The organism is Leclercia adecarboxylata, from assembly GCF_023639785.1.
Lineage (GTDB): Bacteria > Pseudomonadota > Gammaproteobacteria > Enterobacterales > Enterobacteriaceae > Enterobacter > Enterobacter adecarboxylatus_D.
Window position 1 is genome coordinate 3,013,082 of record NZ_CP098325.1, and the last position, 19,952, is coordinate 3,033,033.

19 protein-coding genes are annotated in these 19,952 nt (G+C 49.8%); 8 read left to right on the plus strand and 11 right to left on the minus strand.

Going from position 1 to position 19,952, the window contains the following annotated elements:
- The first annotated feature begins 2 nt into the window (after positions 1-2).
- From hisD to hisIE, 7 genes are read left to right on the plus strand one after another with little or no spacing between them, the layout of a single operon-like run.
- Positions 3-1,307 (plus strand): histidinol dehydrogenase, encoded by a 1,305-nt coding sequence (hisD, locus tag NB069_RS14420; RefSeq protein WP_250584597.1) that lies wholly within the window; start codon positions 3-5, stop codon positions 1,305-1,307.
- Complete coding sequence (gene hisC / locus NB069_RS14425; protein WP_250584599.1) at positions 1,304-2,365, plus strand: histidinol-phosphate transaminase; 1,062 nt, start codon at positions 1,304-1,306, stop codon at positions 2,363-2,365. The genes hisD and hisC overlap by 4 nt, the downstream gene beginning before the upstream one ends.
- Complete coding sequence (gene hisB / locus NB069_RS14430) at positions 2,362-3,429, plus strand: bifunctional histidinol-phosphatase/imidazoleglycerol-phosphate dehydratase HisB (protein WP_250584601.1); 1,068 nt, start codon at positions 2,362-2,364, stop codon at positions 3,427-3,429. Before hisC ends, hisB begins: the two co-directional genes overlap by 4 nt.
- On the plus strand, positions 3,429-4,019 hold the full coding sequence (hisH, locus tag NB069_RS14435) for an imidazole glycerol phosphate synthase subunit HisH (RefSeq protein WP_250584603.1): 591 nt from the start codon (positions 3,429-3,431) through the stop codon (positions 4,017-4,019). Before hisB ends, hisH begins: the two co-directional genes overlap by 1 nt.
- Entirely contained in the window at positions 4,019-4,756 is a 738-nt protein-coding gene (gene hisA, locus NB069_RS14440; protein WP_250584605.1) for a 1-(5-phosphoribosyl)-5-[(5-phosphoribosylamino)methylideneamino]imidazole-4-carboxamide isomerase, read from the plus strand. The genes hisH and hisA overlap by 1 nt, the downstream gene beginning before the upstream one ends.
- Positions 4,738-5,514, plus strand: coding sequence for an imidazole glycerol phosphate synthase subunit HisF (hisF, locus tag NB069_RS14445; RefSeq protein WP_250584607.1), 777 nt, complete (start codon positions 4,738-4,740; stop codon positions 5,512-5,514). The genes hisA and hisF overlap by 19 nt, the downstream gene beginning before the upstream one ends.
- Positions 5,508-6,119: a bifunctional phosphoribosyl-AMP cyclohydrolase/phosphoribosyl-ATP diphosphatase HisIE gene (gene hisIE / locus NB069_RS14450; RefSeq protein WP_250584609.1), complete on the plus strand. Its 612-nt coding sequence runs from the start codon at positions 5,508-5,510 to the stop codon at positions 6,117-6,119. The genes hisF and hisIE overlap by 7 nt, the downstream gene beginning before the upstream one ends.
- Positions 6,120-6,163: 44 nt before the next feature.
- Here hisIE and wzzB read toward each other — a convergent pair whose 3' ends face one another.
- The gene (gene wzzB / locus NB069_RS14455) at positions 6,164-7,144 is read right to left on the minus strand and encodes an LPS O-antigen chain length determinant protein WzzB (protein ID WP_250584611.1); all 981 of its coding nucleotides are present in this window, start codon (positions 7,142-7,144) and stop codon (positions 6,164-6,166) included.
- Between the two features lie 194 nt (positions 7,145-7,338).
- On the opposite strand from wzzB, the gene NB069_RS14460 reads away from it, so the two are divergent.
- Positions 7,339-8,343, plus strand: coding sequence for an NAD-dependent epimerase (locus NB069_RS14460; protein WP_250584613.1), 1,005 nt, complete (start codon positions 7,339-7,341; stop codon positions 8,341-8,343).
- A 44-nt stretch (positions 8,344-8,387) separates the two neighbouring features.
- On the opposite strand, the gene ugd is transcribed toward NB069_RS14460, so the two are convergent.
- The 10 genes from ugd to rfbB all read right to left on the minus strand — a co-directional run bounded on the left by ugd (position 8,388) and on the right by rfbB (position 19,651).
- Positions 8,388-9,554, minus strand: coding sequence for a UDP-glucose 6-dehydrogenase (gene ugd, locus NB069_RS14465; RefSeq protein ID WP_250584615.1), 1,167 nt, complete (start codon positions 9,552-9,554; stop codon positions 8,388-8,390).
- Positions 9,555-9,806: 252 nt separating this feature from the next.
- A complete protein-coding gene (gene gndA, locus NB069_RS14470; protein ID WP_250584617.1) occupies positions 9,807-11,213 on the minus strand; it encodes an NADP-dependent phosphogluconate dehydrogenase in 1,407 nt (468 codons plus the stop codon).
- 149 nt (positions 11,214-11,362) lie between these two features.
- A complete protein-coding gene (locus NB069_RS14475) occupies positions 11,363-12,475 on the minus strand; it encodes an oligosaccharide repeat unit polymerase (RefSeq protein WP_250584619.1) in 1,113 nt (370 codons plus the stop codon).
- Positions 12,476-12,517: 42 nt separating this feature from the next.
- Complete coding sequence (locus NB069_RS14480) at positions 12,518-13,408, minus strand: glycosyltransferase (RefSeq protein WP_250584621.1); 891 nt, start codon at positions 13,406-13,408, stop codon at positions 12,518-12,520.
- Positions 13,409-13,423: 15 nt separating this feature from the next.
- On the minus strand, positions 13,424-14,326 hold the full coding sequence (locus NB069_RS14485) for a rhamnosyltransferase (protein ID WP_250584623.1): 903 nt from the start codon (positions 14,324-14,326) through the stop codon (positions 13,424-13,426).
- A gap of 39 nt (positions 14,327-14,365) precedes the next feature.
- Entirely contained in the window at positions 14,366-15,337 is a 972-nt protein-coding gene (locus NB069_RS14490; RefSeq protein ID WP_250584625.1) for a glycosyltransferase family 2 protein, read from the minus strand.
- A complete protein-coding gene (locus NB069_RS14495; protein WP_250584627.1) occupies positions 15,334-16,596 on the minus strand; it encodes a flippase in 1,263 nt (420 codons plus the stop codon). The genes NB069_RS14490 and NB069_RS14495 overlap by 4 nt, the downstream gene beginning before the upstream one ends.
- A gap of 138 nt (positions 16,597-16,734) precedes the next feature.
- Positions 16,735-17,613: a glucose-1-phosphate thymidylyltransferase RfbA gene (gene rfbA / locus NB069_RS14500; protein ID WP_250584629.1), complete on the minus strand. Its 879-nt coding sequence runs from the start codon at positions 17,611-17,613 to the stop codon at positions 16,735-16,737.
- Positions 17,614-17,666: 53 nt separating this feature from the next.
- The gene (gene rfbD, locus NB069_RS14505) at positions 17,667-18,566 is read right to left on the minus strand and encodes a dTDP-4-dehydrorhamnose reductase (RefSeq protein ID WP_250584631.1); all 900 of its coding nucleotides are present in this window, start codon (positions 18,564-18,566) and stop codon (positions 17,667-17,669) included.
- A complete protein-coding gene (rfbB, locus tag NB069_RS14510) occupies positions 18,566-19,651 on the minus strand; it encodes a dTDP-glucose 4,6-dehydratase (protein ID WP_250584633.1) in 1,086 nt (361 codons plus the stop codon). Before rfbB ends, rfbD begins: the two co-directional genes overlap by 1 nt.
- Positions 19,652-19,952 lie beyond the last annotated feature (301 nt).

The following is a 19,952-nucleotide window of genomic DNA, read 5'->3' on the forward strand; positions in this document are numbered from 1 at the left end:
CCATGACCTTTAACACCGTTATCGACTGGAACACCTGTAGCGCAGAGCAACAGCGCGACCTGCTGATGCGCCCGGCAATCTCCGCCTCGGAGAGCATAACCCGCACCGTGGCGGAGATTCTGGACAATGTAAAAAACCGTGGTGACGATGCCCTGCGGGAGTACAGCGCGAAGTTCGACAAAACCGACGTTGGCGCGCTGAAGGTGAGCGTGCAGGAAATCACTGACGCATGTAACCGTCTTGGCGACGACATCAAGCAGGCGATGGCGGTGGCGGTCAACAACATCGACACCTTCCACCGCGCACAAAGTTTGCCCGTTGTGGATGTGGAAACTCTGCCAGGTGTGCGTTGCCAGCAGGTGACCCGCCCGGTTGATTCGGTGGGTTTGTATATTCCCGGCGGTTCTGCGCCACTGTTCTCCACCGTGCTGATGCTGGCCACCCCGGCGCGGATTGCCGGATGCCGGAAGGTGGTGCTCTGCTCTCCGCCGCCGATAGCCGATGAAATTTTGTATGCGGCACAGCTGTGCGGCGTGCAGGAGATATTCAAAGTGGGCGGCGCGCAGGCCATTGCCGCTCTGGCGCTGGGTACCGAGTCCATCTCTAAAGTGGATAAAATCTTCGGCCCTGGCAATGCGTTCGTCACCGAAGCCAAGCGCCAGGTCAGCCAGCGGCTGGACGGTGCGGCCATCGATATGCCGGCCGGTCCGTCGGAAGTGCTGGTCATTGCCGACAGCGGCGCGACGCCGGATTTCGTGGCCTCTGACCTGCTCTCGCAGGCCGAGCACGGCCCGGATTCACAGGTGATCCTGCTCACGCCGGATGCCGATATGGCAAAACGCGTGGGCGAAGCCGTGGAACGCCAGCTGGCGGATCTGCCCCGGGCAGAAACGGCCCGTCAGGCGCTCTCAGCCAGCCGCCTGATTGTGGCGCGGGATCTGGACCAGTGCATCGCCATTTCTAACCAGTATGGCCCTGAGCACCTGATCGTTCAGACGCGCAACGCCCGTGAACTGGTCGACAGCATCACCAGCGCCGGTTCGGTATTCCTCGGCGACTGGTCTCCGGAATCCGCAGGCGATTACGCCTCGGGCACCAACCACGTGCTGCCAACCTACGGTTATACCGCGACCTGCTCCAGCCTGGGGCTGGCGGATTTCCAGAAGCGCATGACCGTGCAGGAGCTCTCCCGGGAGGGCTTTGCCAGCCTGGCCGCCACCATTGAAACCCTGGCCGCCGCCGAACGTCTGACCGCCCACAAAAATGCCGTGACGCTGCGCGTTGCCGCCCTGAAGGAGCAAGCATGAACATTGAAGAGTTAGCCCGCGAGAACGTCCGCGCCCTGACCCCGTATCAGTCTGCCCGCCGCCTGGGGGGCAATGGTGATGTCTGGCTAAACGCCAACGAATTTCCGACGCCTGTTACCTTTGAGCTGACCCAGCAGACGCTGAACCGCTACCCGGAGTGTCAGCCCAAAGCGGTAATCGAGAACTACGCGGCCTATGCTGGCGTGCAACCGGAGCAGGTGCTGGTGAGTCGCGGCGCGGATGAAGGTATCGAACTGCTGATCCGTGCCTTTTGCGAACCGGGTCAGGATGCCGTGCTCTACTGCCCGCCAACCTACGGGATGTACAGCGTCAGCGCCGAAACGTTCAACGTTGAGCAGCGCAAGGTGCCGTCTCTGGAGAACTGGCAGCTCGATTTGCAGGGTATCGCCGATAATCTTGACGGCGTGAAGGTCGTGTTTGTCTGCAGCCCGAATAACCCCACCGGCCAGCTGATTAATCCGCAGGACATTCGCGCCCTGCTGGAGATGACCCGCGGTAAAGCCCTGGTGGTTGCCGATGAGGCCTATATTGAGTTTTGCCCGCAGGCGACGCTGGCCGGCTGGCTGGCGGAATATCCACACCTGGTTATCCTGCGTACCCTGTCAAAAGCCTTTGCCCTCGCCGGGTTACGCTGCGGCTTTACGCTGGCAAACAAAGAGGTAATCGACCTGCTGATGAAGGTGATTGCGCCTTATCCGCTCTCGACGCCGGTGGCGGATATCGCTGCCCAGGCCCTCTCGCCAGCGGGAATTACCGCCATGCGCGGTCGCGTGGCGCAGATCGTTTCCGAGCGCGAGTATCTTGTCAGTGCGCTGAAAAACATCGCCTGCGTGGAGCAGGTATTCGATTCAGAAACCAACTATATTCTGGCGCGCTTCACCGCCTCGAGTGCAGTCTTTAAATCTTTGTGGGATCAGGGCATTATCCTTAGAGACCAGAACAAACAACCCTCTTTGAGTGGCTGCTTACGTATCTCCGTGGGCACCCGGGAAGAGAGCCAGCGCGTTATCGACGCCCTGAATGCGGAGAAAGTATGAGCCAGAAGTACCTCTTTATTGATCGTGACGGCACCATCATTTCGGAACCCCCCACGGATTTTCAGGTCGATCGTTTCGACAAGCTGGCGTTTGAAGCCGACGTCATTCCGGTGCTGCTGAAGCTGCAGAAAGCCGGGTATAAGCTGGTGATGATCACCAACCAGGACGGCCTGGGTACCGACAGCTTCCCACAGGCCGATTTTGACGGCCCGCACGATCTGATGATGCAGATCCTGACCTCCCAGGGCGTGGCGTTTGATGAAGTGCTGATCTGCCCGCACTTACCCGCTGATAACTGCGACTGCCGTAAGCCGAAAGTGAAGCTGGTTGAGCAGTACCTCGCCGAATCGGCACTGGATAAAGCGAACAGCTACGTGATTGGCGATCGCGCCACCGACATTGAGCTGGCCACAAACATGGGCATTGCTGGCCTGCGCTACAACCGCGAGTCCCTCAACTGGGCGATGATTGGTGAGCAGCTGACCAGGCGCGACCGTTTCTCTCACGTTGAGCGCAACACCAAAGAGACGCAGATTGACGTGAAGGTATGGCTGGATCGCGAGGGTGGCAGCAAGATCCACACCGGCGTCGGCTTCTTCGATCATATGCTGGATCAGATCGCCACCCACGGCGGATTCCGCATGGAGATCGGCGTAAAAGGCGATCTCTACATTGACGATCACCACACCGTGGAAGATACCGGCCTGGCACTGGGCGAAGCCCTGAAGCTGGCGTTGGGCGACAAGCGCGGGATCAATCGCTTTGGTTTTGTGCTGCCAATGGACGAATGCCTTGCCCGCTGCGCGCTGGATATCTCCGGCCGTCCACACCTGGAATACAAAGCCGACTTTACCTACCAGCGTGTAGGCGACCTCAGCACCGAGATGGTTGAGCACTTCTTCCGCTCCCTCTCCTACGCCATGGGCCTGACGCTGCACCTGAAAACCAAAGGTAAGAACGATCACCACCGCGTGGAGAGCCTGTTCAAGGCCTTTGGCCGCACCCTGCGCCAGGCCATTCGCGTGGAAGGCGATACGCTGCCGTCGTCGAAAGGAGTGCTGTAATGAACGTGGTGATCCTTGATACCGGTTGCGCCAACCTCAACTCCGTGAAATCCGCCATTGCCCGCCACGGTTACGACCCGCTGGTCAGCCGCGATCCGGATGTGGTCCTGCGCGCCAGCAAACTCTTTTTACCCGGCGTCGGAACGGCGCAGGCAGCGATGGATCAGATCCATCAGCGTGAGCTGGTCGAGCTGATTAAAGCCTGTACCCAGCCGGTGCTGGGGATTTGTCTGGGGATGCAGCTGCTGGGCCGACGCAGTGAAGAGTCTAATGGCGTGGATCTGCTGGGTATCATCGATGAAGATGTGCCTAAGATGATCGATCACGGTCTGCCCTTGCCGCATATGGGCTGGAACCGTGTTTATCCGAAAGCGGGCGATCGCCTGTTCCGCGGGATCGAGGACGGGGCGTACTTCTATTTCGTGCACAGCTACGCGATGCCGGTTAACGCCCATACTATTGCCCAGTGCCATTACGGCGAGCCCTTCACTGCCGCCGTACAGAAAGATAACTTCTATGGCGTGCAGTTTCACCCGGAGCGTTCCGGTGCCGCAGGCGCGCAGCTGCTGAAAAACTTCCTGGAGATGTGATGATTATTCCCGCTTTAGATTTAATCGACGGCACGGTTGTCCGTCTGCACCAGGGCGATTACAGCCAGCAGCGCGACTATGGTAACGATCCGCTGCCCCGACTGCAGGACTATGCCGCGCAGGGCGCTGAAGTGCTGCACCTGGTTGACCTTACCGGGGCGAAAGATCCGGCCAGACGTCAGATCCCGCTGCTGAAAAAACTGGTCGCGGGCGTTAACGTGCCGGTACAGGTTGGCGGCGGCGTGCGCACAGAAGAGGACGTGGCGGCGCTGCTCGACGCGGGCGTGGCGCGCGTGGTGGTAGGTTCTACCGCGGTGAAAGATCCGGATACGGTAAAAGGCTGGTTCAGACGCTTCGGTGCCGACGCGCTGGTGTTGGCGCTGGACGTGCGTATCGATGACCAGGGACAAAAACAGGTTGCGGTCAGCGGCTGGCAGGAGAATTCCGGCGTGACGCTGGAAGCCCTGGTGGATCTCTATCTGCCTGAAGGACTTAAGCACGTTCTGTGCACCGATATCTCCCGTGACGGCACGCTGGCGGGCTCAAACGTATCGCTGTACGAAGAGGTTTGCGCCCGTTATCCGCAGGTGGCGTTCCAGTCTTCAGGCGGTATTGGTGATTTGAATGATATCGCGGCCCTGCGCGGTACTGGCGTTCGTGGGGTTATCGTTGGTCGCGCCCTGCTGGAAGAGAAATTTACTGTAACGGAGGCGATTCAATGCTGGCAAAACGGATAATTCCTTGTCTCGACGTGCGTGATGGTCAGGTCGTAAAAGGCGTGCAGTTCCGCAATCACGAAATCATCGGTGATATCGTTCCGCTGGCAAAACGCTATGCGGAAGAAGGCGCTGACGAGCTGGTCTTTTATGACATCACCGCCTCCAGCGACGGACGCGTGGTGGATAAAAGCTGGGTCGCGCGCGTCGCGGAAGTGATCGACATTCCTTTCTGCGTGGCGGGCGGGATCAAATCGGCGGACGATGCGGCAAAAATTCTCTCCTTCGGTGCGGATAAGATCTCCATTAACTCCCCTGCCCTGGCCGACCCTGAGCTGATTACCCACCTGGCGGACCGGTTTGGCGTGCAGTGCATTGTAGTCGGGATCGATACCTGGTTTGACGAGGCTACCGGCAAATACCACGTTAACCAGTACACCGGCGATGAGAGCCGTACCCGCGTGACTCAGTGGGAGACGCTGGACTGGGTGCAGGAAGTGCAGAAGCGTGGCGCGGGAGAGATCGTACTGAATATGATGAACCAGGACGGCGTGCGTAACGGCTATGACCTGGCGCAGCTGAAAAAAGTACGCGCCGTCTGCCATGTGCCGCTGATTGCCTCGGGTGGCGCAGGCACGATGGAGCACTTCCTGGAAGCCTTCCGCGATGCCGATGTGGACGGCGCGCTGGCGGCCTCGGTGTTCCACAAGCAAATTATCAATATTGGTGAGTTAAAATCGTTCCTGGCGAATCAGGGCGTGGAGATCAGGGTATGTTAACAGAGCAACAACGTGCGCAGCTGGACTGGGAAAAAACCGACGGCCTGATGCCGGTGGTGGTGCAGCACGCGGTGTCCGGCGAAGTGCTGATGCTGGGCTATATGAATCAGGACGCTCTGGCGAAGACCATCGACAGCGGCAAAGTAACCTTCTTCTCGCGCACCAAACAGCGTCTGTGGACCAAGGGCGAAACCTCCGGTCATTTTTTGAACGTTGTGAGCATCACCCCGGACTGCGATAACGATACGCTGCTGGTACTGGTTAACCCAATCGGGCCAACCTGCCATCTGGGCACCAGCAGCTGCTTTGGCGATACCAGCCATCAGTGGCTGTTTCTGTATCAGCTGGAGCAACTGCTGGCGGAACGCAAAACCGCTGACCCGCAAAGCTCCTACACTGCGAAACTCTATGCCAGCGGCACCAAGCGTATCGCACAAAAGGTTGGGGAAGAAGGCGTGGAGACAGCCCTGGCCGCCACCGTGAACGACCGGGCCGAGCTGACGAATGAAGCCTCTGACCTGATGTATCACCTGCTGGTGCTGCTTCAGGATCAGGATCTGGATTTAACAACGGTGATTGAAAATCTACGTCAGCGACACAAATAAAAAAACCGGGGAAACCCGGTTTTTTTTTAGCTATTGAACCTGTATCAGGCTCTGGCGTTATAGTTACGCAGCGCGTTGCGGCCTAATACCACGCCGGAGCCGATGATGCCGCCGAGCAGTACGGCAAGGATCAGTACGATTGAGCGTTTCGGGCTATCACGGCGAATCGGCAGGTCTGGCTTCATGACGTAACGATAGGCATGAATTGATGCCGGGTCGATTTTCAACTTCTCAATATCGAGAAGTTTCTGTTTGTTCTGGTAGTAGCTGTCCGAGAGCGTCAGGGGACGCGAAGATTCGTGGGCAATCATGGATTGCAGCGCTTCGGTACCTAACAGGAACATCGTTTCCTGGGTCACATCCTGAGTCTGCTGAATTTTAGGGGTCGTAATGTTTGCAGCTTCGGCATACTTCAGCGCTTCCGTAATCTGGCGGATACGCAGGTCTTTCTGCTCCTGAGCGATAGTTTCCTGGTTCCCCAGTACGTCCTTCAGGGTCGCAACCTGCTGCTTGATGTTGTCGTTGAGGTCAACTTCAAGCTCTTTTTGAATCTGCTCATCTACCTGCTGAATATACTGTGCCACCTGCTTCTGCGCCGCTTCAGCAGAACCGTTTACGTAGCTGATTTTCAGGGGCAAAGGTTGCCCCTTGACCGACTGCTCAATCATCAGTTTTTCAGGGATATCCTGGTTTTCCAGCGTCTGGGATAACGCCGAGAAAGAGGCGTTATAGCGGGTGATCACGCTATCCTGAATATCCGTCAGCTTCGGCGCATTAGCACCATAAAGAATATTCAGCGCATTGCTGTAGCCGCCAATCTGGGCGGCATCAGGCTGGGTGATAATAGCAGTAGATGTCCACTTCTCTTTGGCAAACGCCAGGTATACACCAGCAAGAATCACTGCGATAACGATAAACGCCGCAACGATCCATTTCCCCCGCCACAGCTGGACAACAAGATCAATCAAATCAATCTGCTCAGGGTCACTGCTGCGCGCGACCACGTTATTGTTGTTGTGAATCATATAGTCCTTAGAATGCAAATAAGCGCAAAGAATAAAGTTTGGGATATAGTTTATCGATTGTTTCCGGATTATCTATAGGAATCCGATGAGCGATATCGAAAATATGATGTTTGGTAACCCTGCGCATCGCGTTATCATACCCCAAATCCGGTATTTAACGCACCGGACATGATAAGTCACAGATGAGGACAGTTATGAAATTTCTGGTCACTGGCGCAGCGGGTTTTATCGGCGCACATGTCAGCAAGCGGCTTCTGGAAGCCGGGCATCAGGTTGTAGGTATCGACAACCTCAATGACTATTACGATGTGAACCTGAAGCAGGCGCGTCTTGATCTTTTGCCAACAGCGAACTTCACCTTCCGTAAGCTGGATTTGGCTGACCGTGAAGGCATGGCCGCGCTCTTCGCGGATGAAAAATTCGATCGCGTTATTCATCTCGCTGCGCAGGCAGGCGTACGCTACTCCCTGGACAATCCTCATGCTTACGCAGAAGCCAATCTGGTCGGCCATCTGAACGTGCTGGAAGGCTGCCGTCACAATAAAGTGCAGCATCTGCTGTACGCATCCTCCAGTTCAGTTTACGGCCTGAACCGTAAAATGCCTTTCTCGACCGATGATTCCGTTGACCACCCGGTATCGCTCTACGCCGCGACCAAAAAAGCCAACGAGCTGATGTCGCACACTTACTCCCATCTGTATGGGCTGCCAACTACAGGTCTGCGCTTCTTTACCGTATACGGCCCATGGGGGCGTCCGGATATGGCGCTGTTTAAGTTCACCAAAGCCATGGTGGAAGGCAAGAGCATCGATGTTTATAACTTCGGTAAGATGAAGCGCGATTTCACCTACATCGATGATATCGCCGAGGCGATTGTTCGCCTGCAGGATGTGATCCCTCAGGCAGACAGTGAATGGACAGTTGAGTCTGGCTCTCCGGCCACCAGCTCCGCACCTTATCGCGTCTATAACATCGGTAATAGCTCACCCGTTGAGCTTATGGATTACATCACGGCGCTGGAAGAAGCCCTGGGCATCGAAGCGGATAAAAACATGATGCCGATCCAGCCAGGAGACGTGCTGGAGACCAGCGCGGACACTACCGCACTGTATGAGGTTATCGGCTTTAAGCCACAGACGTCGGTGAAAGAAGGCGTGAAGAATTTCGTTGACTGGTATCGCGACTTCTACAAGGTTTAAAAAAAAGCCCGGAATTATCGCCGGGCTTTTTTTATACAGAATAATCAGTCGCTGCCAAAAAGATCGCGGGTATAGACCTTTTCCGCCACGTCAGAGAGCTCTTCTGCCATTCGGTTGGAGATGATCACATCCGCTTCTTTCTTGAAGGCATCCAGATCGCGAACCACGCGTGAATGGAAGAATTCATCTTCTTTCATCACCGGTTCATAAATAATTACCTGGACGCCCTTCGCCTTAATACGCTTCATAATCCCCTGAATGGAAGAAGCACGGAAGTTATCCGAGCCGCTCTTCATAATCAGGCGGTATACACCTACCACTTTCGGTTGACGCGCCAGAATGGAGTCGGAGATGAAGTCTTTTCGCGTGCGGTTCGCATCCACAATGGCAGAGATTAAGTTGTTCGGTACGGACTGATAGTTGGCCAGCAGCTGCTTGGTGTCTTTCGGCAGGCAATAGCCACCATAACCGAAGGATGGGTTGTTATAGTGGTTGCCAATACGCGGATCCAGGCAGACGCCTTCGATGATCTGACGCGTGTTCAGCCCCAGGCTCTCTGCATAACTGTCCAGCTCGTTAAAGTAGGCAACACGCATAGCCAGATAGGTGTTAGCAAAGAGTTTAATGGCTTCAGCTTCTGTCGCATCCGTGAACAGCACATCAATATTCTGTTTGATTGCGCCTTCCTGGAGCAGCGCAGCAAAGCGTTCCGCACGCTCTGAGCGCTCACCGATAACAATACGGGATGGGTGCAGGTTATCGTACAATGCCCTGCCCTCACGCAGAAACTCTGGGGAGAAAATGACATTATCGATACCCAGCTCTTCTTTGATTGACTGCGTGAAACCAACTGGAATGGTTGATTTAATGATCATCACGGCATCTGGGTTAATCGCCGTCACGTCTTTGATTACCGCCTCAACGCTGGAAGTATTGAAATAGTTGGTTTTCGGATCGTAATCAGTGGGTGTCGCAATGATGACAAAATCCGCACCACTGTAGGCATCAACTTTATCAGTAGTGGCCCGGAAGTTTAATGGCTTGTTAGTCAGGTAATCCTGAATCTCTTTATCCACGATTGGAGAGATCTTCTGGTTGAGCATATCAACCTTGGCCTGCACGATATCCAGCGCGACCACTTCGTGGTGCTGTGCAATCAGGATCCCGTTAGAGAGACCCACATAACCTGTTCCGGAGATTGTTATTTTCATTGAGTTAACTTCTTTAAATTAAGTGTCCGGGAGCGACGACCGCCCCACCGCATTAAGCAACTTTTGGGGTTTTTACCTCGTATGTCGAGTTGATGTCAAGGCGAATGGCTGGCTGCAGAAAGGCATAATTTCAGTGATTTATGCTGCAGTATAGCCTGTCGGATGAATCAGGCGAGGCAATGCAGGGGATTACGCATAAAAAAAGCCCGGTGATATTCACCGGGCTTCGCTACGTAACTGAGTTAAATCAGATTAATCCAGCCACTCGGTGTGGAATACACCTTCTTTATCAGTACGCTTATAGGTGTGCGCACCGAAGTAGTCACGCTGCGCCTGGATCAGGTTGGCAGGCAACACAGCAGCACGATAGCTGTCGTAATAGGCAACAGCAGCGGAGAAGGTTGGCACCGGAATACCGTTCTGTACAGCGTAAGCAACGACGTCACGCAGCGCCTGCTGGTAATCATCAGCGATCTGCTTGAAGTAAGGTGCCAGCAGCAGATTGGCGATGCTCGCGTTTTCTGCATAGGCATCGGTGATTTTCTGCAGGAACTGGGCACGGATGATGCAACCGGCACGGAAGATCTTCGCGATTTCGCCGTAGTTAAGATCCCAGTTGTTCTCGTCAGACGCAGCTCGCAGCTGTGAGAAGCCCTGAGCGTAAGAGACGATTTTGCCAAGATACAGTGCGCGACGGACTTTCTCGATAAATTCGGCTTTATCAGCGGCCAGTTTAGGCTGCGGACCCGTCAGCACTTTAGAAGCCGCAACACGCTGCTCTTTCAGGGAAGAGATGTAACGTGCAAAGACGGATTCAGTAATCAGGGACAGTGGCTCGCCCAGATCAAGGGAGCTCTGGCTGGTCCATTTACCGGTACCTTTGTTCGCCGCTTCATCGAGGATCACGTCGACCAGGTATTTACCCTCTTCATCTTTCTTGGTGAAGATGTCTTTGGTGATGTCGATCAGGTAGCTGCTCAGCTCGCCGTTGTTCCAGTCGGTGAAGGTTTCTGCCAGCTCTTCATTAGAAAGGTTCAGACCCCCTTTCAGCAGTGAGTAGGCTTCTGCGATCAGCTGCATATCACCGTATTCGATACCGTTGTGAACCATCTTCACATAATGACCCGCTCCGTCCGGACCGATATAGGTCACACATGGCTCACCATCTTCCGCAACGGCAGCAATCTTAGTCAGGATTGGCGCAACCAGCTCGTAAGCGTCTTTCTGGCCGCCAGGCATGATGGATGGGCCCTTCAGCGCACCCTCTTCGCCGCCGGATACGCCGGTACCGATAAAGTTAAATCCTTCAGCAGAAAGTTCACGGTTACGACGGATGGTGTCGTGGAAGAACGTATTGCCGCCATCAATGATGATGTCGCCTTTTTCCAGATAGGGCTTCAGGGAGTCGATGGCAGCATCGGTGCCAGCGCCTGCTTTCACCATTAACAGGATACGACGAGGCGTTTCCAGGGATTCAACAAACTCCTGAACCGTATAGAAAGGAACGAGTTTTTTGCCTGGATTCTCGGCAATCACTTCTTCAGTTTTATCACGGGAGCGGTTGAAAACGGAGACGGTATAACCACGGCTTTCGATGTTCAGCGCCAGGTTGCGCCCCATCACTGCCATACCGACGACGCCGATCTGTTGTTTGGACATTACTTACTCCTGTCAGGTGTGTTTAAGACAATTTTACATCGCGAATCACAATAACAAAATCGTCTTTTTTTTAACAAATAAAAATTAGCAATAAGCGTGATTACAGCCACTTTGGCCACATTCACACAATCAGAATGTTAAATGAACAGTTATGCAGAAGTGTTTTTATTAGAATTTATTGCCATAGCCATTACGAATATCCCCATGGGGGTATAAAGGAAGGGGTTCGTAATGGATACGCCTGCAGAAAAAATAAGCGCACAAACGATCTGTAGCTTTCGAATAGTAAATGATTTCACAATAGTCCCTATCGACAGAATAAAAATAGGGATAAGAGATAACATTACACCCAATGCTCCTGTTTTATAAAACAGTTCCAGTGGCACAACTTCAATTCTTCCTCTATCCAGAATCTGTGCGCCAAAACCATGTCCAAAGACAGAAACGAGTCCATTCATTGAGTTCATTATATAGGTGAAGTCCTGGAGTCGCACGGAGTCAGAGTCGCCTGCCCGCCCACCAACGATAACCATCAAAGCAAGCCCTGCCATAACGGCTAATGCAATATACATTAAATTCTTCATTGCACCGTTAATTCTGAAACTTGCAATCATCATCGAAAGCCCTGCAAAAAGAAATACGCCTCGGGTTTCTGTTAAAAATAGTGCGATGACGGTAAGGATAAAATACAGATATCGCTTTTCGATAAAGAAGAAAATTGCGCCGATGCCGAGGAAGAAAAAAGATTTTGCAAAAAAAGCGCCACTCGGTCTGAAGAAGAATTCTGACGTTAGTGAGAGTGCGTTATAAATAGCAACAGAATTAAGAAGTCCGCCCTTCAACAAAACAATATAAGCGATGTAAATCGAAGAGGCGATAACGCAAAAAAACTTAACCACTTTAACAAATATGGTTAGCGAGTATTCAGTCAGTGATTCATTCAATGTACAAAGATATAACAGTATTAACATGTAGATGTATGGCTGAAAATCAAAAGCCATTTCAGATACATCATTTCCGTTAATCGCTCCCACGAGACAACCATAAACCGGAAGAGCGATTATTGCAAATATAGTTAGCAGCGTTCTGCTGTTTGTTCTGGCTGTTAAGGTTATTGCATTTAAAATAAAAAGTAAAACTGCCAGGCCGAAAAAAATATAACGCAACGGCGGTAAACCAAGAGGGTCTAACAATCTACCGCCGCCGCCAAAGACAATTTCCATGGTGAGAAGCAGGATAAAGATCCTGTTTAACTTATTCATCGTTGTTTCTCAAAAATTATCATGAAATGAAATTAACATTGTTCAAAAGAAGTTGAGCAGTAAAAGCATACTTAAAATAATTTTATCTCGACCACGGCGTCTCAATTTTGACACATGTGGTATCAGGATAATATTATTACTGTAATTACGCGTAATTGTTATACGCTTAATCGGCCTAAAGTTTGTTTCAAAAAGTTTTTTTAATTTATAGACTTCAGTTCTATACCAGCCAGAATTTACCAACTTTATCCTTTTCACCCACATTTTGAATGATATATTTGCTCCAACCTGGTTTGAGGAATGTTGGCGATATTTCATCCCTGGTACTGAATCAATATACCATGAATAATTATGGGAACGCGCATATGCATAAATCAACCAGTCATGTAAAGATACATCCCTGGCTAATTCTTTTGATTTCAGGAACTCACGAAACGCGCTTCCTAATCTATTGGTAAAAACATATGTACAACCTGGTCCTGCTGCTTCGAAATAATAGTCAAATGCAGTCTGGGATTGCGCTTTATCGATTAGACATGTCCTGCCATCTTCCCAGAATGCTAGAACATTACTTGAATAGGCATCAATCTGTTTACTCACAATAATTTCAATTGCGCGTTTAAGTTTATCTGTATACCAGATATCATCCTGATCGGCGAAAGAAATATAATCATAGCCGTCAAAATTAACATCCATTACCAGACGATAAAAGTTCTTTCCGGCAGAACCATATCGATCACCGTAGGGCAAAAAATAAACATTATCGAATTTGTTATATTTTGCAGTCAAATACTCCCACGAACCATCGCTTGAAAGATCGATACTGATAAATACATCAACGCTCACTTCAACTTGCGCTAAGATAGACTCTAATTGTTCATCAATCCAGGTCCTACCATTATAAACTGCAAGTAAAACTGCCACTTTATTCATTATAAATTCTCAAAATTACTTATGTTCTTTTTTAGACGTGCGAGGATTTTCACCTGCTACATTTCGGATACCATCCCAAACGCCAGAGACAAAGGATTTGAAGTAGTTTTTCTTGTCATTTTCATGAATAATTAAAATGACACTATGCACAACGCAAAACGTAATTTCGCGAAGCGCGAGCAGTTTAGGAACATGAGGGTAACGTAGCAAACGAATTGCATTTCTCACACGATAATATCGTCTTGCCGCCGAGTGGACGGGTACAGTAAATCCAAAGACCGAAAAAGATGAATTACCGATAGAATGAATCATGACAGCATTCGGGTTTATATACACCAAATGGTTTTTATCGAAACAGCGAAGACACCACTCTGTATCAACATAATCGATAAATAATGAGTCATCCATCATGCCCACCTGGTCGAAGAGTGAGGTTTTAACCATTGAACCGGATGAAATAACCACAGATGAAGTGAAAGTTTTTTTCTCGCCACGAGAATAAAGCTTTTCACGAAAGCCGTTCTTTTTAATGTGCGTTATCGCATATTCAAAGCCGCGAGCCTCATCATAAAAAACTGGGGCTGATATAAGCGCGTTATTTTCCACGGCAAATTTGAGCATATCATGGATAAAAGTATCAGGAATTTTGCTATCCTGATCAAAGAAAATGACATTTTCATATCCATTTTCAATACAATATTCAATACCGATGTTCTGCGCTAAAGCAATTCCCTTATTACCTTGCAACCAGCGGTACTCAACCCCCATTTCCTTAAGCTCTTCTGTTTCGTAAGGGCTATTATCCACGACCACAATATCACATGCCTGATTTTTTAAAGACATAATGGTTTGTGTTAAATCGGAGAGCACCGGGTTATAGGCTACTATAATAGCGCAAATTTCGTTTATGTTATTCATTTATATTTACTCAAACCTCATCCTGGACTCAATATAACATTATGAAAAATTCAATCTAATGAATAATCCATCAAGTAAATCCCTTATAATTGATTTTTTAGTTGAGTATTTCATATAACTAGAACTCAATAATGCTGACACAAGACCTTTTCTTTCCCCGCCAGCAAAGATACTGCCTCTGTAAATTGTATTAACACAGCCCAGATAATTTAGGATGTATTCAGATATTTCTCTCATCTGTGAGGTCTGCTGTGATTTACGTAGTGCATGAGTTAAATCATAGATCTCCCGATAATGGGCGATGCGCTTATCTCTTTTTTTTCTATCAAACGCAGCTTTTAACTTCCCTGCAAAAGTACTCTTTTTTGCACCAATTTGATTATTTTCGTGCTGACGATACAGTATCAATTTGTCTTCGACCGGGACTAATGACCCAAGCGCACATGCATTGCTTGCGAGCCAATAGTCATGCGGAATTTTTTCCGGGAAAGGCATAACGGAATTAAGGAAAACCTTTCGTACAGCCATAGTGGCGCCGGTAACAACATTATTTATGAGAATTTTTTCTAATGCTATATCGCCGTTGGCTGGCGTAAAGTTCACATGCTGCCAGAGCGTCCCCAGCCTCTCCATGGCATTGTTTATCAGCCAGGCATTAGAGAAAACAACATTGGCATAACTTTGATTTGAGAAAACCGCCAGTAGTGTTTCTGCTTTGTTTTCGACCCAAATATCATCTTGATCTGAAAAAAACACAATCTCAGATGTGACGTGCTCCGTTAATTTTTCAAAATTCTTGATATAGCCTAAATTGAGCCCATCATGGATGATATCAATTTTAATATCCGTTTCTGTTTTTAACGTCTCAAGTATGGCGAGGGTACTATCAGTCGATCCATCATCTCGTATAATAATCCGGGAAGGTTTTATGGATTGTGCAAGGATACTTACAACCTGCTCTCTGATATAGCGCTCACCATTGTAAGTCGCAAGAATAACTTCGTAACTCATATCTTCCCTCTATGTTTATTTATACATTCCCGGGAAACAATAATAAGTAAAATGCAATCTACAAATACGCGAATTGTCCACGCATAAGCAGCACCAAGCACGCCATATGCATTCACACAAAAATACAGCAGGGCCAAATAGGGTATTACCTCAATGCAGTGTAAAAAAGCGGTATATTTCGCTTTACCCAGAGACTGTATGACGGTGAAAGGAATTTGAGCGATAGAGTTAAAGAAAAAGCCCACTAACAAAATCTGGAAAATGGCCTGTGAATGGAGGGCATACTCATCGCCGAGCCAAAGCTGCATAATCAGTTTAGCCAGGAAGATCAGGATAAGAACTAATGGTAAACATCCCAGCCCCATTATCAGATAGGCGAATCTGATATTTTTTTTCAACTCATCATACGTTTTTGCTGCGCTCAGCTTAGGAAAAACGGCTCTGGAAAGCGCTCCGGGAAGGAGACCTAAACGCGATACGATTTCAGAGGGAGCGGTGTAATAACCGACCTTATCAGCACCCAATGAGCCTGATATAACGAACCGGTCGAAGTACACCATCACCGGGCTTATGATGTTGCTAACAGTGATCCATCCTCCAAAGAAAATCATTCGTCTGAATGTTTCTCTATAAAATATAAAACCGGCATTAATGATTTCATTCCGAACAATCACAAATGCAATTATTAATGACAATAATCTACCAACTGCTAAGCCAAGGATTGCAGAGAATAGCGATGGTGAAACAAATACAAACAAAGCCGGTAAGCCAGCAATTATAGAACTACCGAAACTTCTTTGTATATTTAATATTGCAAAACGTTCATCGCCTTCAAGTATAGACATCCATAACTGATTAAGCAGAAAAGCGGGTATAGTCCAGACCAGGACGCGAATGGAATTTTGAACATCAGTATGATTGGATGCTGTGATATTCAAGAGTGAAATAATATTTGGCGTGAAAAGTGATATGAGAATTGCGCCAAAAACGCTAAATAAAAATAAAAATATTGTTGCTGTAGAAATTATTTTTTTACGTTCATCGATATCGCCCCGATACACGGCAATTTCTCGGACAATTGCGCGAGTCAAACCAATATCAAATATGCCTGCATAACCTACAATGGCAATTGCTAAAGTGTAAACACCAAAAAGTTCAACCCCTAGTACCCGAGCAAGATAACCCATGGCCGGGATAGCTATAGCAGTAGGTACAACATAACCTGCTAAATTCCAGACACTATTTTTAATTAATCCCATTCCGTTTACATTATCTCATCTTAATAAATAAAGGGGCTTTTAGCCCCTTTTAATAACTATAAGCAAAATATGATGCATTAATCCCCCGCCTCGATTGTCATCATTCGGGGTTGGTGTGAAATAATCTGACTTTAAATATCAGTAGCCTTTTAGCATCTTCAACAAATACTGACCATAAGCATTCTTCGCCAGCGGTTTTGCCAGCACCCTCACCTGCTCCGCATCAATAAACCCTTTGCGATAAGCAATCTCTTCCGGGCACGCTACCTTCAGTCCCTGACGCTCTTCAATGGTCGCAATAAAGTTACTGGCCTCAATGAGGCTCTGATGTGTACCGGTATCCAGCCAGGCAAAACCGCGTCCCATCATGGCAACGGACAGATTGCCCTGCTCCATGTACAGACGGTTGATGTCAGTGATTTCCAGCTCACCACGTGGCGACGGTTTCAGGCTCTTTGCCATTTCAACCACGCTATTGTCATAAAAATAAAGACCGGTCACGGCGTAGTTACTTTTTGGTTCAGCGGGTTTTTCTTCCAGGCTAACGGCCGTGCCCTGTTTATCAAACTCAACGACGCCATAACGCTCAGGATCGTTAACATGGTAAGCAAAGACGGTTGCACCGCTCTCTTTATTAACGGCTGAATCCATAAGTTTCGGCAGGTCGTGACCATAGAAGATATTGTCGCCCAGTACCAGCGCACAGTCATCATCGCCAATGAACTCTTCACCAAGGATAAACGCCTGGGCCAGCCCATCCGGACTCGGCTGGACTTTATACTGCAGGTTAAGCCCCCACTGGCTACCATCACCGAGCAGCTGCTCAAACCGTGGCGTGTCCTGGGGAGTACTGATAATCAGGATGTCACGAATACCCGCCAGCATAAGCGTCGTCAGCGGGTAGTAAATCATGGGTTTGTCGTAGATAGGCAACAGCTGTTTGCTGACAGCCATCGTCACCGGGTACAGTCGGGTTCCTGAGCCACCGGCTAAAATAATCCCTTTACGCGTTTTCATTTCATCATCTCTTTAATGTGCAAAATGCCCGTAAACGGGCATTTAATTAAAAGTCAGACCGCAGTGGTCGTAAATAGCTCAGCCAGCATTCGTTTCACACCGGCTTCCCATTCAGGTAATACCAGGTCGAAGTTCTGCTGGAATTTCTCAGTATTCAGACGGGAGTTATTCGGACGACGCGCAGGGGTAGGATAAGCGCTGGTAGGGACGGCGTTAAGTTTATTGATCGCCAGTTCAATACCCGCCTTACGTGCTTCTTCAAATACCAGTGCCGCATAGTCGTGCCAGGTGGTCACGCCACCCGCAACCAGATGATAGAGGCCAGCCACTTCAGGCTGTTTTACTGCAACACGAATTGCATGCGCAGTACAGTCGGCCAGCAGTTCAGCGCCTGTCGGTGCGCCAAATTGATCGTTAATAACCGACATCTCTTCGCGTTCTTTTGCGAAACGCAGCATGGTTTTTGCAAAGTTATTGCCTTTGCCCGCATAAACCCAACTGGTGCGGAAAATTAAGTGCCGGGAACAATTTTCCTGAAGTGCTTTTTCGCCTGCCAGTTTGGTCTCACCGTACACGTTCAACGGTGCGGTCGCATCCGTTTCCAGCCATGGTTTTTCCCCGTTGCCAGGGAAAACGTAATCGGTGGAGTAGTGAATGACCCAGGCACCGATTTTTTCGGCTTCTTTCGCGATGGCTTCAACGCTTGTAGCATTGAGCAGTTGCGCGAATTCTGGCTCTGATTCCGCTTTATCTACGGCCGTATGGGCCGCCGCGTTGACAATTACGTTCGGTTTAATGCGGCGTACCGTTTCAGCCACGCCTTCCGGGTTGCTGAAATCACCGCAATACTCGCTGGAGTGCACATCAACGGCAATGAGGTTACCTAGCGGGGCGAGCGCCCGCTGCAGCTCCCATCCCACCTGCCCTGTTTTGCCGAACAGAAGGATATCCATTACTGACGTTCCCCATAGTTCTGTTCAATCCAGGATTGATAGTTACCGCTTTTCACATTCTCAACCCACTGGGTGTTCGCCAGGTACCACTGCACCGTTTTACGGATGCCGCTTTCAAACGTCTCCTGCGGTTTCCAGCCTAACGTCTGGCTAATTTTATCGGCATCAATGGCATAACGACGGTCATGGCCCGGACGGTCAGTAACATAAGTGATCTGATCGCGATACGAGCCCTCTTTTGGCACGATCTCATCCAGCAGGTCACAGATGGTGTGTACGACATCCAGGTTCTGCTTCTCGTTGTGACCGCCAATGTTGTAGGTCTCGCCAGGTTTACCCTGAGTCACCACGGTGTAGAGCGCGCGGGCGTGATCTTCAACGTACAGCCAGTCGCGGATCTGATCGCCTTTGCCGTAGATCGGCAGCGCCTTACCGTCCAGCGCGTTGAGGATCACCAGTGGGATCAGTTTTTCCGGGAAGTGATAAGGGCCGTAGTTATTGGAGCAGTTAGTCACAATCGTCGGGAACCCATAGGTACGTAACCATGCGCGGACGAGATGATCGCTGGATGCTTTGGAAGCAGAGTAAGGGCTGCTAGGTGCATAGGCTGTAGTTTCAGTGAACAGCGGCAGTTCTGTAGAGCCGGGGTGTTCATCCGGATGCGGCAGATCGCCGTACACTTCATCAGTAGAGATGTGATGGAAACGGAAAGCTTTTTTCGCGTTTTCGTCAAGCGTTGACCAGTAGGCTCTGGCCGCTTCTAGCAGGACGTAGGTGCCAACAATATTGGTTTCAATAAACGCCGCCGGGCCGGTAATGGAGCGGTCAACGTGGCTCTCTGCCGCCAGATGCATCACCGCATCAGGCTTATGCTCGGCAAAAATACGGTCCATCGCGGCTTTATCGCAAATGTCTGCATGTTCAAACAGGTAACGCTGGCTGTCGCTCACCTCAGCCAGAGATTCCAGGTTACCGGCGTAGGTCAATTTATCGACATTAACCACGGTATCCTGGGTGTTTTTAATAATATGTCGTACAACCGCAGAGCCGATAAAACCCGCACCGCCAGTAACAAGAATTTTCACGCGTTATTTTCCGTTAATTGATATATCAGGATCTTCACATTCTGCAGCAGCGATGGCGCTGAACAGAAATCGGACACGCTACCGCCCCTGGCTTAACAGCTACCAGTGCACTGAACGTCGTCGTAAATAGAGGTATTTTGCAGGCCAGCCCGCGCATAACGACGACAGGGCTGACCAGTAAATCAATTAATAATTGTCGTCTTAAATGCCAGCAGAAACAAGGGAAAAATCTGACTAACGAGACAAAAAGCCAGCAATTAACTTGCTGAAATTTAAGAATATATTTAAAAACGAAAACGGC

Bases quoted from the DNA above. Each gene is read 5' to 3' on its own strand.
- ugd (WP_250584615.1), bottom strand. From the start codon at position 9,554: ATGAAAATAACAATCTCCGGAACAGGTTATGTGGGTCTCTCTAACGGG.
- hisF (WP_250584607.1), top strand. From the start codon at position 4,738: ATGCTGGCAAAACGGATAATTCCTTGTCTCGACGTGCGTGATGGTCAG.
- NB069_RS14495 (WP_250584627.1), bottom strand. From the start codon at position 16,596: ATGGGATTAATTAAAAATAGTGTCTGGAATTTAGCAGGTTATGTTGTA.
- NB069_RS14475 (WP_250584619.1), bottom strand. From the start codon at position 12,475: ATGAATAAGTTAAACAGGATCTTTATCCTGCTTCTCACCATGGAAATT.
- NB069_RS14485 (WP_250584623.1), bottom strand. From the start codon at position 14,326: ATGAATAACATAAACGAAATTTGCGCTATTATAGTAGCCTATAACCCG.
- NB069_RS14460 (WP_250584613.1), top strand. From the start codon at position 7,339: ATGAAATTTCTGGTCACTGGCGCAGCGGGTTTTATCGGCGCACATGTC.
- hisC (WP_250584599.1), top strand. From the start codon at position 1,304: ATGAACATTGAAGAGTTAGCCCGCGAGAACGTCCGCGCCCTGACCCCG.
- gndA (WP_250584617.1), bottom strand. From the start codon at position 11,213: ATGTCCAAACAACAGATCGGCGTCGTCGGTATGGCAGTGATGGGGCGC.
- hisB (WP_250584601.1), top strand. From the start codon at position 2,362: ATGAGCCAGAAGTACCTCTTTATTGATCGTGACGGCACCATCATTTCG.
- hisH (WP_250584603.1), top strand. From the start codon at position 3,429: ATGAACGTGGTGATCCTTGATACCGGTTGCGCCAACCTCAACTCCGTG.
- rfbD (WP_250584631.1), bottom strand. From the start codon at position 18,566: ATGGATATCCTTCTGTTCGGCAAAACAGGGCAGGTGGGATGGGAGCTG.
- NB069_RS14490 (WP_250584625.1), bottom strand. From the start codon at position 15,337: ATGAGTTACGAAGTTATTCTTGCGACTTACAATGGTGAGCGCTATATC.
- rfbA (WP_250584629.1), bottom strand. From the start codon at position 17,613: ATGAAAACGCGTAAAGGGATTATTTTAGCCGGTGGCTCAGGAACCCGA.
- hisIE (WP_250584609.1), top strand. From the start codon at position 5,508: ATGTTAACAGAGCAACAACGTGCGCAGCTGGACTGGGAAAAAACCGAC.
- hisA (WP_250584605.1), top strand. From the start codon at position 4,019: ATGATTATTCCCGCTTTAGATTTAATCGACGGCACGGTTGTCCGTCTG.
- NB069_RS14480 (WP_250584621.1), bottom strand. From the start codon at position 13,408: ATGAATAAAGTGGCAGTTTTACTTGCAGTTTATAATGGTAGGACCTGG.
- hisD (WP_250584597.1), top strand. From the start codon at position 3: ATGACCTTTAACACCGTTATCGACTGGAACACCTGTAGCGCAGAGCAA.
- wzzB (WP_250584611.1), bottom strand. From the start codon at position 7,144: ATGATTCACAACAACAATAACGTGGTCGCGCGCAGCAGTGACCCTGAG.